This window comes from Sulfurimonas sp. HSL3-2 (assembly GCF_039645965.1).
GTDB lineage: Bacteria > Campylobacterota > Campylobacteria > Campylobacterales > Sulfurimonadaceae > Hydrocurvibacter > Hydrocurvibacter mobilis.
In genome coordinates, this window is the sequence record NZ_CP147917.1 from 40,410 (window position 1) to 56,767 (window position 16,358).

The 16,358-nt window shown below is 43.5% G+C and carries 17 protein-coding genes and 6 tRNA genes; 19 read left to right on the plus strand and 4 right to left on the minus strand.

Going from position 1 to position 16,358, the window contains the following annotated elements:
* The first annotated feature begins 13 nt into the window (after positions 1-13).
* Genes purT through WCX87_RS00190 form a run of 3 tightly spaced genes read left to right on the plus strand, consistent with a single transcriptional unit; the run spans position 14 to position 2,501 of the window.
* Entirely contained in the window at positions 14-1,177 is a 1,164-nt protein-coding gene (purT, locus tag WCX87_RS00180; protein WP_345980030.1) for a formate-dependent phosphoribosylglycinamide formyltransferase, read from the plus strand.
* Positions 1,178-1,179: 2 nt separating this feature from the next.
* A complete protein-coding gene (locus tag WCX87_RS00185) occupies positions 1,180-2,100 on the plus strand; it encodes a D-2-hydroxyacid dehydrogenase (protein WP_345980031.1) in 921 nt (306 codons plus the stop codon).
* Positions 2,097-2,501, plus strand: a complete 405-nt coding sequence (locus WCX87_RS00190) for a YqaA family protein (protein WP_345980032.1) — start codon at positions 2,097-2,099, stop codon at positions 2,499-2,501. Before WCX87_RS00185 ends, WCX87_RS00190 begins: the two co-directional genes overlap by 4 nt.
* Here WCX87_RS00190 and WCX87_RS00195 read toward each other — a convergent pair.
* Both WCX87_RS00195 and WCX87_RS00200 read right to left on the minus strand, forming a co-directional pair.
* On the minus strand, positions 2,498-3,406 hold the full coding sequence (locus WCX87_RS00195; RefSeq protein WP_345980033.1) for an AEC family transporter: 909 nt from the start codon (positions 3,404-3,406) through the stop codon (positions 2,498-2,500). The two genes, WCX87_RS00190 and WCX87_RS00195, sit on opposite strands and share 4 nt — an antisense overlap.
* A 9-nt stretch (positions 3,407-3,415) precedes the next feature.
* Positions 3,416-3,847 (minus strand): methyltransferase, encoded by a 432-nt coding sequence (locus WCX87_RS00200; protein ID WP_345980034.1) that lies wholly within the window; start codon positions 3,845-3,847, stop codon positions 3,416-3,418.
* Between the two features lie 152 nt (positions 3,848-3,999).
* Between WCX87_RS00200 and WCX87_RS00205 the strand changes: the two genes are divergently transcribed.
* The 9 genes from WCX87_RS00205 to WCX87_RS00245 all read left to right on the plus strand — a co-directional run bounded on the left by WCX87_RS00205 (position 4,000) and on the right by WCX87_RS00245 (position 11,250).
* On the plus strand, positions 4,000-5,589 hold the full coding sequence (locus WCX87_RS00205; RefSeq protein WP_345980035.1) for an FAD-dependent oxidoreductase: 1,590 nt from the start codon (positions 4,000-4,002) through the stop codon (positions 5,587-5,589).
* A complete protein-coding gene (locus WCX87_RS00210; protein ID WP_345980036.1) occupies positions 5,568-5,723 on the plus strand; it encodes a hypothetical protein in 156 nt (51 codons plus the stop codon). Before WCX87_RS00205 ends, WCX87_RS00210 begins: the two co-directional genes overlap by 22 nt.
* Positions 5,723-6,412 (plus strand): 2Fe-2S iron-sulfur cluster-binding protein, encoded by a 690-nt coding sequence (locus tag WCX87_RS00215; protein WP_345980037.1) that lies wholly within the window; start codon positions 5,723-5,725, stop codon positions 6,410-6,412. Before WCX87_RS00210 ends, WCX87_RS00215 begins: the two co-directional genes overlap by 1 nt.
* Before the next feature lie 90 nt (positions 6,413-6,502).
* A complete protein-coding gene (locus tag WCX87_RS00220; RefSeq protein WP_345980038.1) occupies positions 6,503-6,955 on the plus strand; it encodes a PAS domain-containing protein in 453 nt (150 codons plus the stop codon).
* A 43-nt stretch (positions 6,956-6,998) separates the two neighbouring features.
* On the plus strand, positions 6,999-7,499 hold the full coding sequence (locus WCX87_RS00225; RefSeq protein WP_345980039.1) for a YajQ family cyclic di-GMP-binding protein: 501 nt from the start codon (positions 6,999-7,001) through the stop codon (positions 7,497-7,499).
* 9 nt (positions 7,500-7,508) lie between these two features.
* Positions 7,509-8,105 carry a DNA-binding protein gene (locus WCX87_RS00230; protein ID WP_345980040.1) on the plus strand — a complete coding sequence of 199 codons (597 nt, stop codon included), beginning with the start codon at positions 7,509-7,511 and terminating at the stop codon, positions 8,103-8,105.
* 9 nt (positions 8,106-8,114) lie between these two features.
* Complete coding sequence (gene dnaG, locus WCX87_RS00235) at positions 8,115-9,764, plus strand: DNA primase (RefSeq protein WP_345980041.1); 1,650 nt, start codon at positions 8,115-8,117, stop codon at positions 9,762-9,764.
* Between the two features lie 30 nt (positions 9,765-9,794).
* Positions 9,795-10,781, plus strand: coding sequence for an argininosuccinate synthase domain-containing protein (locus WCX87_RS00240; RefSeq protein WP_345980042.1), 987 nt, complete (start codon positions 9,795-9,797; stop codon positions 10,779-10,781).
* Positions 10,782-10,827: 46 nt separating this feature from the next.
* Positions 10,828-11,250, plus strand: coding sequence for a hypothetical protein (locus WCX87_RS00245; protein ID WP_345980043.1), 423 nt, complete (start codon positions 10,828-10,830; stop codon positions 11,248-11,250).
* On the opposite strand, the gene WCX87_RS00250 is transcribed toward WCX87_RS00245, so the two are convergent.
* Positions 11,247-11,477, minus strand: coding sequence for a hypothetical protein (locus WCX87_RS00250; protein ID WP_345980044.1), 231 nt, complete (start codon positions 11,475-11,477; stop codon positions 11,247-11,249). The genes WCX87_RS00245 and WCX87_RS00250 overlap by 4 nt on opposite strands.
* A 69-nt stretch (positions 11,478-11,546) precedes the next feature.
* Between WCX87_RS00250 and WCX87_RS00255 the strand changes: the two genes are divergently transcribed.
* Positions 11,547-13,769 (plus strand): TIGR03545 family protein, encoded by a 2,223-nt coding sequence (locus tag WCX87_RS00255; protein ID WP_345980045.1) that lies wholly within the window; start codon positions 11,547-11,549, stop codon positions 13,767-13,769.
* 45 nt (positions 13,770-13,814) lie between these two features.
* Here the strand turns inward: WCX87_RS00255 and ilvD are convergent, their stop codons facing one another.
* On the minus strand, positions 13,815-15,503 hold the full coding sequence (gene ilvD, locus WCX87_RS00260) for a dihydroxy-acid dehydratase (protein WP_345980046.1): 1,689 nt from the start codon (positions 15,501-15,503) through the stop codon (positions 13,815-13,817).
* A 130-nt stretch (positions 15,504-15,633) separates the two neighbouring features.
* Between ilvD and WCX87_RS00265 the strand changes: the two genes are divergently transcribed.
* From WCX87_RS00265 to WCX87_RS00290, 6 genes are all read left to right on the plus strand, one after another.
* Positions 15,634-15,708, plus strand: a tRNA-Gly gene (locus tag WCX87_RS00265).
* A 30-nt stretch (positions 15,709-15,738) separates the two neighbouring features.
* Positions 15,739-15,825: transfer RNA gene (locus WCX87_RS00270), tRNA-Leu, on the plus strand.
* 21 nt (positions 15,826-15,846) lie between these two features.
* Positions 15,847-15,920, plus strand: a tRNA-Cys gene (locus WCX87_RS00275).
* A gap of 29 nt (positions 15,921-15,949) precedes the next feature.
* A tRNA-Ser gene (locus tag WCX87_RS00280) sits at positions 15,950-16,039 on the plus strand.
* Positions 16,040-16,076: 37 nt separating this feature from the next.
* Positions 16,077-16,167: transfer RNA gene (locus WCX87_RS00285), tRNA-Ser, on the plus strand.
* A 12-nt stretch (positions 16,168-16,179) separates the two neighbouring features.
* Positions 16,180-16,254 (plus strand) — tRNA-Asn (locus tag WCX87_RS00290).
* Positions 16,255-16,358: the final 104 nt, after the last annotated feature.

Below are 16,358 nucleotides of genomic sequence, written 5' to 3' on the forward strand. Positions count from 1 at the left end.
CATAGGATTTTTGATGCAATTTTCTGCTCCATTAAAAAGTAATTCAAAGCGTATTATGCTTCTTGGTTCAGGTGAACTAGGCAAAGAAGTAGCCATAGAAGCTCAGCGTTTAGGACTTGAAGTCATAGCAGTCGATAGATATGAGAATGCTCCGGCTCATCATGTCGCACACAGAAGTCATGTGGTAAATATGCAGGACCGTGAAGCTGTTTTAGAGATCATCCGTCGTGAGAAACCGGACTTCATCCTTCCGGAGATAGAAGCGATCAGTATCGACGCTCTTTATGATGCTCAAGCAGAAGGTTTTAACGTTATCCCGAATGCAGATGCAGTCAGTAAGACTATGAACCGTAAAAACATCCGCCGTTTTGCCGCGGAGAAGTTAGGACTTAAAACCGGACCATACGAGTTTGTAAGTACTCTTGAAGGTTTAAAAGAGGCTGCAGGCAGACTTGGATTTCCATGTGTCATCAAACCTGTTATGAGCAGTTCGGGTCACGGACAAAGCGTAGCTAGAAGTGCAGATGATCTGGAAAACTCTTGGGAGATGGCAAAAGAGGCTCGCGGTGATGCAAGCGAGCTTATCGTCGAAGCTTTCATAGATTTTGATTATGAGATCACGATGCTGACAGCCCGTAACGGTAAAGAGACTGTTTTTTGTGAGCCTATAGGACATGAACAGCGTGACGGTGACTATGTGTTTTCATGGCAGCCGATGCATATGAGCGACAAGGCAAAAGCAAACGCTCAAGAGATCTCTAAAAAGATCACAGATGGTCTTGGCGGACGCGGACTTTTTGGTGTCGAGATGTTTGTAAAGGGTGATGAGGTTTACTTTAGTGAAGTGAGTCCTCGCCCGCATGATACGGGAATGGTAACGCTTATCACTCAAAGTCAGAGCGAGTTCGCTCTTCACCTTCGCGCGGTACTTGGACTTCCTTTAGGATTTACATTCTACGGAGACGGTGCATCAGCAGCATTTAAATCGGAAAAAGACTCATATTCACCGGTAGTCGATGTCAGCGAGAGCCTGTTCACACCGAACTCGTTTGTAAGAGTATTCTCTAAACCTGAGTCACACAAAGGGCGCCGTATGGCAGTAGCTCTTGTTCTAGATGAGGTCAACTCGGCACTTCGTCAAGCACGTGACCTTATCACAAAGATCAAAGACGCATAAAGATGAATATAGTCCTACTCGATGCCGTGACATTTGGAGATACCGATCTAAGAGGGTTTGACGATCTTGGCGCGGTCATCGTATATCAGACGACAAAGCCTGAAGAGTTAGATGAGCGCATAGCTAACGCAGATGTTATAGTGACAAACAAGGTCGTTATAACAGCTGAGGCGATGCAAAAAGCTAAAAAACTGAACCTTATTTGTATCGCAGCGACTGGGATGAACAATGTCGATCTCGAAGCTGCGAAAAAATGCGGCATCGAAGTCAGAAACGTCGCCGGATACTCGACAAACTCAGTCGTGCAGCACACGTTTTCTATGCTTTTTTATCTTGTAGGGCATTCAAGATACTATGATGAGGCTGTTAAAAGCGGCAGTTGGAGTAAAAGCGGCGTGTTTACCGATGTCAGCCATCCGTTTTTTGAGATAAGCGGTAAAAAGTGGGGAGTGATCGGACTTGGGACGATCGGCAGAAAAGTGGCTGTTTTAGCCAAAGCTTTTGGAGCCGATGTCAGCTATTTTTCTACAAGCGGAAGAAACTTAGACTCCGAGTTTAACAGTGTGACGTTAGACGAGCTCTTGGAAGAGAGCGATATCATCACCATTCACGCACCGTTGAACAATGCAACGTTAAACCTCTTAAACCATAGGACGATGTCTAAATGTAAAGACGGCGTCGTCATCTTAAACCTTGGACGCGGCGGTATCATCAATGAAGCGGATGCTGCAATGTTATTGGATGAGAAAGATATCTATTTTGGTCTGGATGTACTGCATCACGAACCTATACCGCAGAACCATCCGCTTTTACAAGTAGAGAACAAAGATCGTCTCTATATCACTCCGCATATCGCTTGGACATCCAAAGAAGCACGTGATACTCTTATAGCTTCAGTGGTAGAGAACATCCGTTCACTTTGATAGCATTTTCGCTTTTTCTCTCAGCCTTTCTGGCTGCGACCATCCTTCCTTTTTCATCAGAAGTAGCGCTTTTTACGGCAGTAGAAGCAGGTCTTGACAAGAACACGGCACTGCTGGTGGCTTCATGCGGCAACATTCTAGCCGTGATACTAAACTACTATCTCGGCTACTTTTTGTATGAGAAGACAAAAGACAGACTTTTAAAAAGCAGAAGCGGAAAAAAAGCTTACCATGTCGGACATACCTACGGCTACTATGCTCTTTTACTATCATGGCTTCCAATCATCGGAGACCCTCTAACGCTCGTCGCGGGAATGGTAAGACTCAACTTCTTTTATTTTCTGTTGATCGCAGCGACTTTAAGAGTCGCCAGATATATAGCGGTCTTGTACTTTAGTTAAAAATACCCGATTATCTTCGTAGCTGCAAATATCACTCCCAGAAACATAACGGAGGTTATAAACACTAGCGCCGTGACCACTTTTGGTGAACAGTCGTAAAGTGATGCAAGGTTGACGTTTGCTATGGCCAAAGGCATCATCAGCTCTATAAATATGATCCCTTTTATCATCGGCGAGAGGTCTAACTGCATCAGGATCAAAAATGCCACAACCGGCAAGATAATGAACTTGACCGAAACTACAAGCGTAAGAAGGCTTTTACTGATCTCTTTTATCTTCGTTCCGTAGAGATAGATTCCAAATAAGAACAGCTGCATCGTCATCGAAGCGTATGCTCCCATCATCAGCATCGTCTCTATGGTTTCAGAGGGCTTGTAACCATTTACGCTAAGGAGTATCGCGATTATCGCCGCCCATAAAATAGGAATCTTGACGATGTTCATGATGGAGGTCTTGACATCGAAGTTTCCGCGTGAGTAGTAGTAGACTCCAAAGCTGTAGACCACGAACACATTGACAAGGTTCACGATGGTCGTGTAGGGGATGGAATCCTCCCCGAATATTGCGATATTAAGCGGGATGCCGAGGTTTCCCGTGTTTCCTATGATGGCAGCGACCGTCGCTATCGAGCGCTCTTTTTGATCGGAAAAAAGTCTTCTTGCGACAATGATCGAGAGTAAAAGTACGATAAGCACGATGACAAGATAAGCCGAAGGAGCCCAGAGCAGAGTGATATCCACAGGACGAAGTAAAAGCCCCCAGAAAGTCAAAAATACCTGTAGAAAATAGACATTGATGATGGTGATGGTCTTATCGTCGATCTTCTCTTTAAAGCTCATCTTTGCAAGAAATCCCATTGCGATAAAGATGTAGATACTGAGAATAGAATAGATTATAGAGCTCAAGCTGGACCTTTAAAAGATATAGGGTACAAGACGGTAGGTGTCTTTGGCATACTCTTGGTATCTCTCATCCCTGCAGCGCCACAAAGACTCCTCATAAAACACCTTTACCAGCAGATTGATAAAGAGGATCAGGTACAAAGCAGCGGCGTAGATGTTCGCATATGCTACGAATACACCGAACATCCCTGTAAGTACGGATGTATACATCGGGTGTCGTATGTAACCGTATATGCCGTCATTGATAAACATACAGCCCTCTTTTATATCGGGTCTGATGTTGAAGTTGCCGAGTCTGTTTTTATGCAGTGCGGACAGACCTATGAGTAGCCCGACGAGGATTAGAATGATTCCTGCATATGGATGTTTGATGTCACCGCCAAGGGGCAGGAGCATTAAAAATATTGTAGCAAATTGGATAAATACTAGGATACGACTTTTCATATAGTAATCTTAGCAGATTTACTCTAATTTCAAAACAATACCATTTATAAAGTTGGGGTTTTGTAAAATCGCTTTTAAAGAAGATATAAATATATTTCAATGTTTTATGAGATATATCTATATTTTTTTATACTTACATGTAGGGGTCGTATATGGTTGATGTTTTAGTTATCGGGGCAGGAGGTGCGGGACTTGTAGCTGCACTGAGTGCCAAGGAAGCGGGGGCGAGTGTGAAGGTTCTTACAAAGACCTACCCTACCCGTTCACAGACCTGTATGGCTCAAGGCGGCATTAACGCAGCTTTGTCTAATGCAGGTGAAGACAGCATAGAGAGCCATTACGAAAACACTCTAAAATCGGCACACGGCATCGCAGACGAGAAGATGGTGAAAAAACTTTGTGACGAGGGTGTCGATGCGGTTTTATGGCTTGACCGCATAGGCGTGCCTTTTAGCAGAGACGAAAACGGCAATATCGCTCAACGCCGTCTGGGCGGAGCGAGTGCACCGCGTGCGTGCTATGCTCAGGATTACACCGGACTTAAAATCCTTCATACGCTGTACGATCAATGTAACGCAAACGAGATAGAGATGCTAAGTGAGAGGTTTCTGCTTGAACTCATAGTAGCGGACGGAGAAGTCGGCGGAGCGGTAGTGCTAAACCTGAAAACGGGTGCGATCGAGACACATTATGCAAAAAGTGTGATTCTTGCAACGGGCGGATACAGCCGCATCTACGGAAAGAACTCGACGAATGCCGTGGGTTCTACTGGTGACGGCATCGCAGCAGCATTAAGAGCGGGAGCAAAACTCAGCGATATGGAGTTTGTGCAGTTTCACCCCACAGGGCTTAAAAACTCATCTATCCTTATCAGTGAAAGTGCCAGAGGCGAGGGCGGTTATCTTTTAAACAAAGAGGGCGAGCGTTTTACCGATGAGCTCGCACCGCGAGATATGGTCAGCCGTGCCATCTATGAAGAGATACAAAAAAGCGGTGAGGTCTACATAGATATCCGTCACTTGGGAGAGGAGTTCATTGATCATCAGCTTCCTCAGGAGAGAAAACTTGCACGTCTGTATGAAAACGTCGATCCTGTGCACGACATTATCCCCATAAAACCTGTCGCTCACTATACGATGGGCGGTATTGCGGTGGATGCAAGTTCCCAGACGAGCATAAAAGCTCTTTTTGCCGTTGGAGAGTGTGCTAACCATAAAGTCCACGGAGCAAACAGACTCGGCGGAAACTCGCTTTTGGAACTGATCGTCTTTGGACGCGAGGCAGGGAAAAACGCTTCATCTTCTGCAAAACAGAGTACATTTGTACCCGAAGAGCCTCAAAACTATGATGCTCTTTTAAAGGATGTGAACAACTCTGCGGACGGTGTCGACTTTTATAAAAAAAGAGATGAACTGGCTGATTGTTTTTATGAAAAAGTCGGGATCAAACGTAATGATGCAGAGCTGCAACAAGCTGCCAAGTTCCTAAAAAGCGTCAAAGAGCAACTGCCTTTTATGGGTGTTAGAGATACAAACCCGATCTATAACACGGAGTTAGTAGAGTTCTTGGAGTTTCATAACCTGCTGCAGATCTCTGAAGCGGTAGTTCTTGGCGCGATGAAACGTAAAGAGAGCAGAGGCGCACACTTCAGAGACGATATGCCGAGCGAAAGTGATGAGTTTCAAACAAATACGATTTACTATAAAAACGGAGACGAGTTATGCATAGATTTGACGAGATAAGATGTTTTGAGAACAACGAAGAGGAAACAGGGTCTGAGTGCATCTATGATGAAGAGGATGACAAGTGGGGAGAAGGCTGCTGTGAAGACGAGCTTATGGATGATGATTTTTACGAAAGAGAGTACTGCGACTAATGAAGATAGAGATAAAAAGAGGCGATGCAATAGTCGCTTATGAGGTCATGCATGAAGACCTTACACTTTTACAACTACTGACGCATATTAAAACAGAACAGGACAGTACGCTTGCTTTTTCATCCGGATGCCGAAGCAGTGTCTGCGGAAGCTGTGCCATGAGAGTAAACGGCAAAGAGGTGCTCGCCTGTTCATACAAACCTCAAGACGGCGATCTTATAGAGCCGCTGAGAAACGCTCCGGTTTTACGCGATCTTGTTGTAGATATGGATAAAGCATATGCGTTTAATAAAGTGGCTCGTGCATGGGGTATACCGACACCGGATAACTTACATGTAAGCGTTAAAGATGCCGAGTTGAACGAGGTGCAAAGTGACTGTATCTTATGCGGTTCATGTTACAGTGCCTGCCCGGTGTATGCAGTAAACGGCGAGTTCATAGGTCCTTTTGCACTGACTCGGGTCTGGAAGTATGCGACGGATGTCAGACAAAGCGATATCTCTGCTGCGATAGCGGCAGTCCAGACTAGCGGCATCTATGACTGTACCCTTTGTAACGAGTGTGTACCTGTCTGCCCTCAGGGTATCGCTCCTAAGCAGGATATCGTGATGTTGAGAAACAAAAGCGGGGTCATGGGGTATATGGATCCAAACTTTGCTTCGAGTTTTGGAGGCGGTCTCACATTTTGATATTAGATTCTGTTATCTTATAAGTAAATTTAATAATTTCTGAAGAAAAATTGTCATATCATATCTAAAGCTTTAATATAAGGAAAGATTATGATAAGACCGACTCCGACAGGTGTAGAAGTTGATTTTATAGATGGAAACTTCATATATGAGATAGATAAGGATGGTCATATAACCTATGCAAACAGAACGTTTGTGAACTTTACGGGTTATAACAAAAACGATCTTATAGGGATTCATTACAGTGAGATAGTTGATCCTCACATGCCTCGAACACTTTTTTACTGTATGCAAAACTCGACAGGAAAAGGCGAGACATGGAAAGGGTACTCAAAAAACCTTCTTCATAACGGCGACCACTACTGGGCAATGGCGTATGTCAGTCCAAAAGAGCAGAAAGAAGAAGGCTATACGGTTATGTACAAAGCTGCCGAGAAAGAAGCGGTCAAAGCGGTAGCCGTAAAATATGAAGAGATCTACGAGTTGGAGAAAAAAGGTCAGGACACGACGGGTCTTATCAAGAACATCATAATTGGAGGATAAGCTTTATCTGTTATAATTACTAAAACAGTTGTGAGGTGATGTTATGGCAGCAAAAGAGCACTCTTTTGATATTACGGCAAAGATCGATATGCAGGCATTTAAAGATGCTATCAATCTAGTCGATAAAGAAGTAGCAAACAGATATGATTTTAAAGGCACGCCGTATGAGGTGAGCTACAAAGAGAAGGAGAAAGCTCTTGTCCTTGTCGCATCAAGCGATAACAAGCTTGAAGCGCTGTACGATATCGTGATATCAAAACTTCTTAAACGTGATCTCTCTTCAAAAGTCCTGGAAGAAGCCAAAGTAGAAAATGCAAGCGGAAACACAAGAAAAGCGACATACAAAGTAGTCGACTACATAGACTCAAAAGAGGCTAAAAAGATCGTCGCCGAGATAAAAAATCTAAAACTCAAAGTAACTGCGACCATCGAGGGCGATGCTATCCGCATCAAGTCAAAACAGATAGACGATCTTCAAAAAGTAATGAAAACGATACGTTCTATGGAGTGGGAAGCTCCTCTAGTTTACGAAAATATGCGTTAGGGGAGAGTTATGGCAAAGTTAACAATTCAAGAAGCGGCTGATCATTTCAAAGTCTCAAAAGAGGCTGTTCATAACCGTATTAGACGCGGTACTTTGCCCTCACTCATGGAGCACGGCGTAAAGTATGTGATAGTCGATGAGGTAAAATCAAATACAAAACCGGTAAACAATGATGATAAATACTACGCTTTTTTAGAGGAGCAGAACAAAGCTCTACAGGAAAAAGTCGAGCGTCTTGAAAAAGACAACTCCTCTCTTCGCGACCAAAAAGAGCTTATGCTTATAGAGGAACGCATTAAGATAGAAAACATCTATAAAGAGAAAGACGAACAGCTTAAAAACATTCTTCAGACCATCTCTACAAAGTTTTTAGCACAGACCATAGAGACTCAGGATATAGACATATCAAGTGTCGAGGTGATAGATATAGAAGATGAAGATATCTCTTTGAAAAAATATCTAAAATCATTGGGCTTAAAATCAAAACGACAGGAAAAAGTGATAGCTCGCTTTAAAAAACTCGCAGATAAAGACGAGAGAATAATCATAAAAGACAACAAGCTTTTTGTGAATCCGAAAAAGTACAGCTACAACGATATTATTTGAAAGAACTAGATGATATCAAATGACTCAATAGAGCAGTTAAAAGCCAGACTCGACATAGTAGACGTTGTCGGCTCCTACATAGAACTGAAAAAAAACGGCGCAAACTTCAAAGCACCGTGTCCTTTTCATGATGAAAAATCCCCAAGTTTCGTTGTCAGTCCGGCTAAACAGATATACCACTGTTTCGGATGCGGTGCAGGCGGAGACAGCATCCGTTTTGTGATGGAGTATGAAAAGCTGAGCTATCCCGAGGCGATAGAAAAACTCGCAGGCCAGTACAACTTTTCACTTCAGTACACGGATAACAAACATCAGCAAAAACGTTCGCAGCTGCTTGATAAACTCAACGAGTACTATCAAAACCTGCTGACGCATAATCAAAACGCACTGAGCTACCTTAAAGAGCGCGGTATCTATGAGTCAAGCATAGAGAAGTTCGGTATCGGATACGCACCAAGCTCGGCACAGACCCTTTCTTACATACAAAAAAATATGTTCACCATGAAAGAGGCGATAGAGGTCGGTGTGGCAGGGCATGATAACGGCAAGAGTTTTGCGCGTTTCATAGAGCGTATCACTTTCCCTATCTTTGCCACAAACGGTTCGATCGTCGGTTTCGGCGGACGTACCATCACGGGGCATCAGGCAAAGTATGTCAATTCACCGCAGACACAGCTGTTTAACAAGTCAAGACTTCTGTATGCTTACAACTTTGCAAAAGACACCATCCATAAAAAGCAGCAGATCATCATAACAGAGGGTTATCTCGATGTTATCATGCTGCATCAGGCAGGTTTTACAAATGCGGTCGCGACACTCGGAACGGCACTCACTCCAGAGCATCTTCCTCTGCTTAGAAAGGGAGACCCTAAAGTGGTCATGGCGTATGACGGAGACAGCGCGGGAGCTGCTGCAGCACTCAAGGCTTCAAGACTTTTAAGTGCATCGGGATTTAGCGGAGGGGTCATACTGTTCGGCGGAGGAATGGACCCTGCAGATATGGTGAAAAACGGCAAGATCGAGGAGCTGAACAACCTCTTTAGAAAGCCAAAACCCTTCATAGAGTTTGTTATAGACCGCATCATCGCCGGTTATGACATCAAAGACCCCAAAGCAAAAGAGGGTGCGCTTGATGAGGCTATCGGTTATTTGAAAACTTTGTCTCCGTTGCTTCAGGAGGAGTATAAGTTCTATCTTGCTTCGGCTCTTGGTGTCAACCCGTCATTTGTGAAAGTCTCGTCGCATAATCTTGTCTATTCGAACAAGAAAGATATACAGATACCGCGTAAAGATATGTGGGAACTCTCACTTATCAAGACGGTTTTGGAGCATCCTGAGTTGATCGATCAGATACTCGATGCCATCGACCCTTCTATATTGCAGTTTCATCAAAGAGAGTTTCAGCTTGCGATTTCAGGCAAAACGGATATACCGGAACTGATGGCGATCGCCGTAGATGAAGGGATCATCTCTCATAAGAACGATGAAGAGCTAAAAGCTGAACTTATCAATTTTTTAATAAAATATTATAATCAAGAATATAAAAAGATACAGTTGAGATCTGATATAGCATTTGAGCAGAAAGCTTTTTTAATACGCTCTATTCGTGGTAAAATTACGAAACTACAAAGAGGTGAACTAGTCGCTTACGAAAACTAAGCGACCCTTGTGCTTCAACAAAGGTAAATTATGTCAAAAACAAAAGCGATCGCACTTTTTAGCGGCGGTCTGGATTCTACTTTAGCGATGAAGCTTATCATCGATCAGGGTATAGATGTCATCGCGTGTAATATCAACACGGGATTCGGTTCTACAAAAGACAGATATGACCATATGAAAAGTATGTGTGATCAAGTAGGCGCAGAGCTTCGTATCATCGATATCCAAAGCGAGTATCTTCAAGATGTCCTTTTCAGCCCGAAACACGGCTACGGTAAACATTTCAATCCATGTATAGACTGCCATGCAAAGATGTTTGAAGTAGCAAAACGCATTATGGCCGATGAGGGCGCAAGCTTTCTTATCAGCGGTGAGGTACTTGGACAACGCCCTATGAGTCAGAATAAAGATGCGCTGCAGACCGTTTTAAACGAGAGTAACTGTGACGGACTTCTGCTTCGTCCGATGTCCGCAAAACTTTTAGCACCGACGATCGCTGAGCAAGAGGGACTAGTCGACAGAGAAAAACTCGAAGAGATCATGGGAAGAAGCCGTGACAGACAGTTTGAACTGGCAGCGAAGTTCGGACTGAAAGATTTTGAAAGTCCCGGCGGAGGATGTCTGCTCACCGATGCAAACTTTGCAACAAAGATGAGAGACTTTATCGCTCACGACACCTTTCTTATCAAAGATATCCCGGTGTTAAAATACGGCCGTCATCTTCGTCTTCCAGACGGTGCGAAACTGGTAGTGGGACGTAACAAAGAGGAGAATGAGAAACTTCAGGAGATAGTTAACGACAAGTTCATACATGTAAGAACCGTCGGTATCCCGGGACCACACTCATTGCTCTCATCTAATGCGACGCAAAAAGATAAAGAGCTCGCAGCAAGAGTGGTCCTTACTTACTGTAAGACCAAAGAGGATGAAAAATATACGATCTCTTTTGATAATGTGGAAATCGAGTCATCTCCTTTATCTTCAAGAGACGAGATAAAGCCTTTTACTATTTTATAAGATTATTAGCTATATACTAGCCTCAAACAATAATTAAGGAATTTAGATGGCTGGTGTTAATTTTCCATTCAAAAACATTCTTCCTTTGCTTACTCTGAGCATCGGACTTGCTCAAAGAGTAGACGAAAACAGAGCTGAAAGTATGACTGTTCTTTACTGTAACTTTGCAGATTTTCCATTAGACGTGATATCTGCGAGTCTAGAACATGTACTACGCTCATCTGACGCTATTTTAACTTATGAAAACCATTATTTCTTTATTTTGCAATATACTGACAAGTACGGTGCGACGATAGTAAAAGATATGTTTGAAGAGTTCTTCGCATCCTATATCGAGTCGTGTATGGTGAGTTATCCGATAGACGGTGATGACGCTTACGGGTTGTTGGAAGAGTTACAGGCAAATATCAGTAAAACATTCTCGACAGACCTGCTTTTCTTAGACAAAGATAGACTCAGCGCTCATTAGTTTGAGAATCTATAGACCGTAGAGTTTTTATAAAACTCTATCGCAGTCGACATCCTCTGCATATTAGATATCTTTTTATCGCATACACACCGGCACTGAACGCCTTTGTTCGTATCTACATTTTTCGTTTGAGCGATCGGCAGCAGAATGATTTTTTTCTCCGCTGCGCATTTCCCGTTAGCAAAAGCAAAACTAAACATCAATAAGATCAATACAATATTTTTCATAAAACCCACATCGACAAAAAAGATAACTATGTTAAACTATCAGAATAAATTATCTATAAGGATAACATAATGAAGTTTATAATCAAGCTGTTTAAAGCATTAAATTCAGGACAGACTCCATGGCAGGTGACACTTGCACTCGTATTGGGAATGGTCATGGGACTAACTCCCGTAAGCGGAGTCCAAACGGTAGTGATTATCTTCTTGGCACTGCTTTTAAACATCCATTTCGGATTGTTCTTGGTCTCGGCTGCATTTTTTGCGGGTATCGGGTATATCTTTGATCCGCTTTTTGAGTCTTTTGGATACACACTTTTAAGTGCAGGTGCTTTAAAAGGTCTGTGGACATCGATGTACAACAGCGGTATCATGCGTCTGACATACTTCAATAACACCATAGTTTTAGGTTCGTTTGTCGTAGCGGTAGTACTGGCACTTCCTCTGTATGTCATCCTTAACAGAGTTATCCTGACTTCTCGTGACAAGATAGCTGCATTTTTAGACAGATATCCGCTTCTGGCAAAACTGGGCATCCTCAAAAGAAGCGATAAGAAAGACTCGACATTCCGCATCTTGGGTGTGGGTGTGTTTGTAGGAGTTACAGCTTTGGTTATAGTCGTAGCGATGTTTGTTATAGATCCGGTCATCAAGCTCTCTTTAGAAAAAGGGCTTTCAACAGTGACGGGTAAAGATGTGGTCATCAAAAGTGTGAAGACAAGCTTTAGCAATGCTTCTTTACATGTAAGCGGTCTGGAAGTCCAGGACGACAACGGCAAGACAAACAGTGTCAGCATTGCCGATATCATCGCCGATCTTGATTTTAACGCTCTGCTGCTGCATAAAAAACATATGGAGCTGGTACAGGTAACGGGGATCGGTTTTGATACTCCAAGTTCAAATCCAAAACCATCCGTTACAAAAGAGCAGACAGCCAAAACGGCTTCAAAAACAGGCTCTGCGTTTAAGATGCCTGAGATCAAACTCCCGACTCCCGAGGATGTGTTGGCAAAAGCCGATCTGAAATCTGTAAAAGTGTACGATAAAGCACAAAAAGAGATAGATGCCATCAAAGCAAAATGGGAAAAGATCTCTAAAGAGCAGTTAAGTGCAGATGCAATTGACGGCTATAAAAAAGATCTTGAGAAGATCAAGTCGGCTTCATCTTCAAAAGACCCTGCAAAACTTCTGAAACTCAAAGACGATATCGCGGCATTTAAAAAGAAGATAGATGCTGACAAAGCGAGACTTGCATCGATCAAAAAAGATTTTGCAAAAGATCAGGCGCGTATCAAAACGCTGATGGCTGAAGTGAAAAACGCTCCGGGAGATGACTATAAAAACCTTAAAAGCACTTACTCGCTTGACGGTAGCGGTGCGATCAATGTCGTGGGCGCGATATTTGGCGACAGGGTAAAACACTATATCGCTATGGCAAAAAGATATTATACGATGGCAGCACCCTATATGAAAAGCGAGAAAAAGGTCGAGCCTCCAAAACCTCCGCGCGGAGAGGGAAGATGGATCAAGTTTCAAGAGAACACGCCGTCCCCTGATATCTACGTGGCAAAAGTCGACCTGAGCGGTAAGTTTAAAACACAAGGTTTTACAGGCGTTATAAACGATATAACGGACGATCAAAAACTTTTAGGTAAAGTCACTACCTTTAAAGCGACAAGCGACGGCGATGTCGTGCAGAAGTTCGTGCTTAACGGAAAGGACGACAGACTGGGCAAAGAGGCACACGAGAGTGTCGTGTTCAGTGCAAAAAACATCGCATCAAGCGACCTTGCTCTCTCATCTCTTAACATCAAAAAGAGTAACATTGCCCTTGACGGTAAAGCAGATGTCTATGATCTTTCGACATTGCAGTTAGCAAGCAGTTTTGATTTTAAAAACGCTGTTATCTCACTTGAGGGCTTAGATAAAAAATATGCAGATATCGTAAACGATACACTTTCTGAAGTAAAAAGCTTTTACGTAAAAACAGATGCGACGGGAAGCTTAGAGTCTCCTGCCGTACATGTAAGCACAGACTTGGATAAAAAGATATCGGGTGCATTAAAGAGTATCTTTGCCAAAGAGGCGAAAAAATATGAGGCACAGTTAAAGACGATGCTTGATGATAAGATGAAAGATCAGTTAAAAGGTCTAAACGGAAGTGCTTCAGGAATACCTGATATCAATTCGTTGGTAGGTTCACAAAGCGGAGAGTTGGACGGATTGTTATCTCAGACAAGCGGTCTGGGCGGAAAGTCTTCGACAGACAGCATCAAAAATCTACTGCCGTTTTAAAAGAGGGTCTTACATGTAAGAGTTGCTTACATGTAAGCGCAGTAGTTACAGCTCAGTCTTTAAAGCTGCACCGTTTGAAGCGTTTGATACCAAAAGGCTGTAACGTTTCAGCCATTTTGACGGTATCTCTTTTTTCACAGGTTTGAAGTGAAGACGACGACGCTCTAATATCTCTGCATCAACGTTTAGCTGCAGTAGGTGAGTATCGACATCGATCTCGATCTCATCACCGTCTTCTATCAGACCTATCATACCGCCTTCAGCAGCTTCAGGACTCACGTGACCGATACTTGCACCGCGTGTAGCACCGGAGAAACGGCCGTCAGTGATAAGAGCAACGCTCTCACCAAGACCCATACCCTGGATAAGTGAAGTAGGTGCAAGCATCTCCTGCATACCAGGTCCGCCTTTTGGACCTTCATAACGGATGACTACGACGTTACCCGATTTTACTTTATGTGCCATGATGCCGTCAATAGCTTCTTGCTGAGAGTTAAAACATACAGCAGTCCCTTTGAACTGTCTCATGCCCGGTACGATACCAGCAGTCTTAACGACCGCACCCTCTTCTGCAAGGTTTCCAAACAAGATCGAAAGACCGCCGACTTTAGAGTAAGCGTTCTCGTTTGTATGGATGATATTTGTGTCTTTGATCTCAGCATCTGCGATCCTTGCACCAAGAGTCTCTCCCGTTACCGTAAGAGCATCTAGTTTTAGAACGTCACCGCGGCGGCTTACCTCTTTCATAACAGCATTTACACCGCCGGCACGGTTGATGTCATCCATGTGGACAGTTGAAAGTGACGGAGATATCTTCGCGATATGTGAAACGTTTTCAGAGATCTCATTGATTCTAGTGATGTCAAAATCAACTTCTGCTTCTTTAGCGATAGAAAGCATGTGTAAAACCGTGTTTGAGCTTCCGCCCATCGCCATATCGACGACGAATGCATTGTGGATAGCTTTTTCATTTAGGATATTACGCATGTTCCATCTGCCGTCATCGTTAGCTTTAGCCATCTCGACGATGCGTTTGGCCGCAGTTTTGACCATCTCGATACGCTCAGGAGTCATCGCTAAGACTGTACCGTTACCCGGAAGTGCGACACCCATCGCTTCACAAAGTGTGTTCATCGAGTTTGCAGTAAACATACCTGAACAGCTTCCGCCGCTTGGACAAGCTTCACACTCTATCTCGTAAAGCTCTTCGTCACTCATGTTTCCGTCTGCGTGTTTTCCGACAGCTTCAAATGCGGTCGCAAGGTCGATCGGCGTACCGTCTTTTTTGTGACCCGCTTTCATAGGACCGCCTGAAACAAAGATCGTCGGTACGTTTACGCGAAGTGCTCCCATAAGCATACCCGGAACGATCTTGTCACAGTTAGGGATACAGATCATCGCATCAAGCTTGTGCGCGTTCATAACAGTCTCGATGCTATCTGCGATCAGCTCGCGTGAAGGCAGAGAGTAAAGCATACCGTCATGCCCCATAGCGATCCCGTCATCGACACCGATCGTGTTAAACTCAAACGGAACTCCGCCCGCTTCACGGATCGCCTCTTTAACGATGCGTCCATATTCTTGTAAAAAGAAGTGACCAGGAATGATATCTATATGAGAATTTGCAACACCGATGAACGGTTTGTTAAAATCTTCGTCTTTAAGTCCCGTTGCACGTAAAAGAGAACGGTGTGGAGTGCGGTCAAACCCCTTTTTTATTGTATCGCTACGCATAAAAATCCTTCTAATAATTATTATATTAATGCGATTATAACACTTTTTCAAAAAAATCACTAAAAACTCTTTACATCCAAAAAAAAATTTGATATACTTCCGGCCCAACAATTAATAATGTTGTATAGATGCGGGAATAGCTCAGTGGTAGAGCACAACCTTGCCAAGGTTGGGGTCGCGAGTTCGAACCTCGTTTCCCGCTCCATTATAAAAGTTATTTAAAAAGTATTTATTTGCCCGGATGGCGAAATTGGTAGACGCAAGGGACTTAAAATCCCTCGGTGGTAACACTGTGCCGGTTCAAGTCCGGCTCCGGGCACCATAAATTAATAATAAAAGAACTGGCGCCATCGCCAAGTGGTAAGGCCGGAGCCTGCAAAGCTTCTATCCCCAGTTCAAATCTGGGTGGCGCCTCCAATTTATTATTAAATACTTACATCATTAGTGGACAGGTGGCAGAGCTTGGTTGAATGCACCGGTCTTGAAAACCGGCGAGGGTCATACCTCCGTGGGTTCGAATCCCACCCTGTCCACCACTAATACCGACAACAAAATAACTGATAAAAAAAACTTGGATAGATGGGTGAGTTGGCTGAAACCACATCCCTGCTAAGGATGCGTACTGGTAACGGTACCGAGGGTTCGAATCCCTCTCTGTCCACCACTTTTGGCATATTCCGAATTAGCTCAGCGGTAGAGTAGGTGACTGTTAATCACTTGGTCACTGGTTCGAATCCAGTATTCGGAGCCACTTTCTTTTTAAACCTCAAAAAAATACAATATTTCAAAGATTCAATTTACTTACTGTACCATGTGTGTACCTATTATACTTCTCTTAAACAAGAAGCTTTCTTG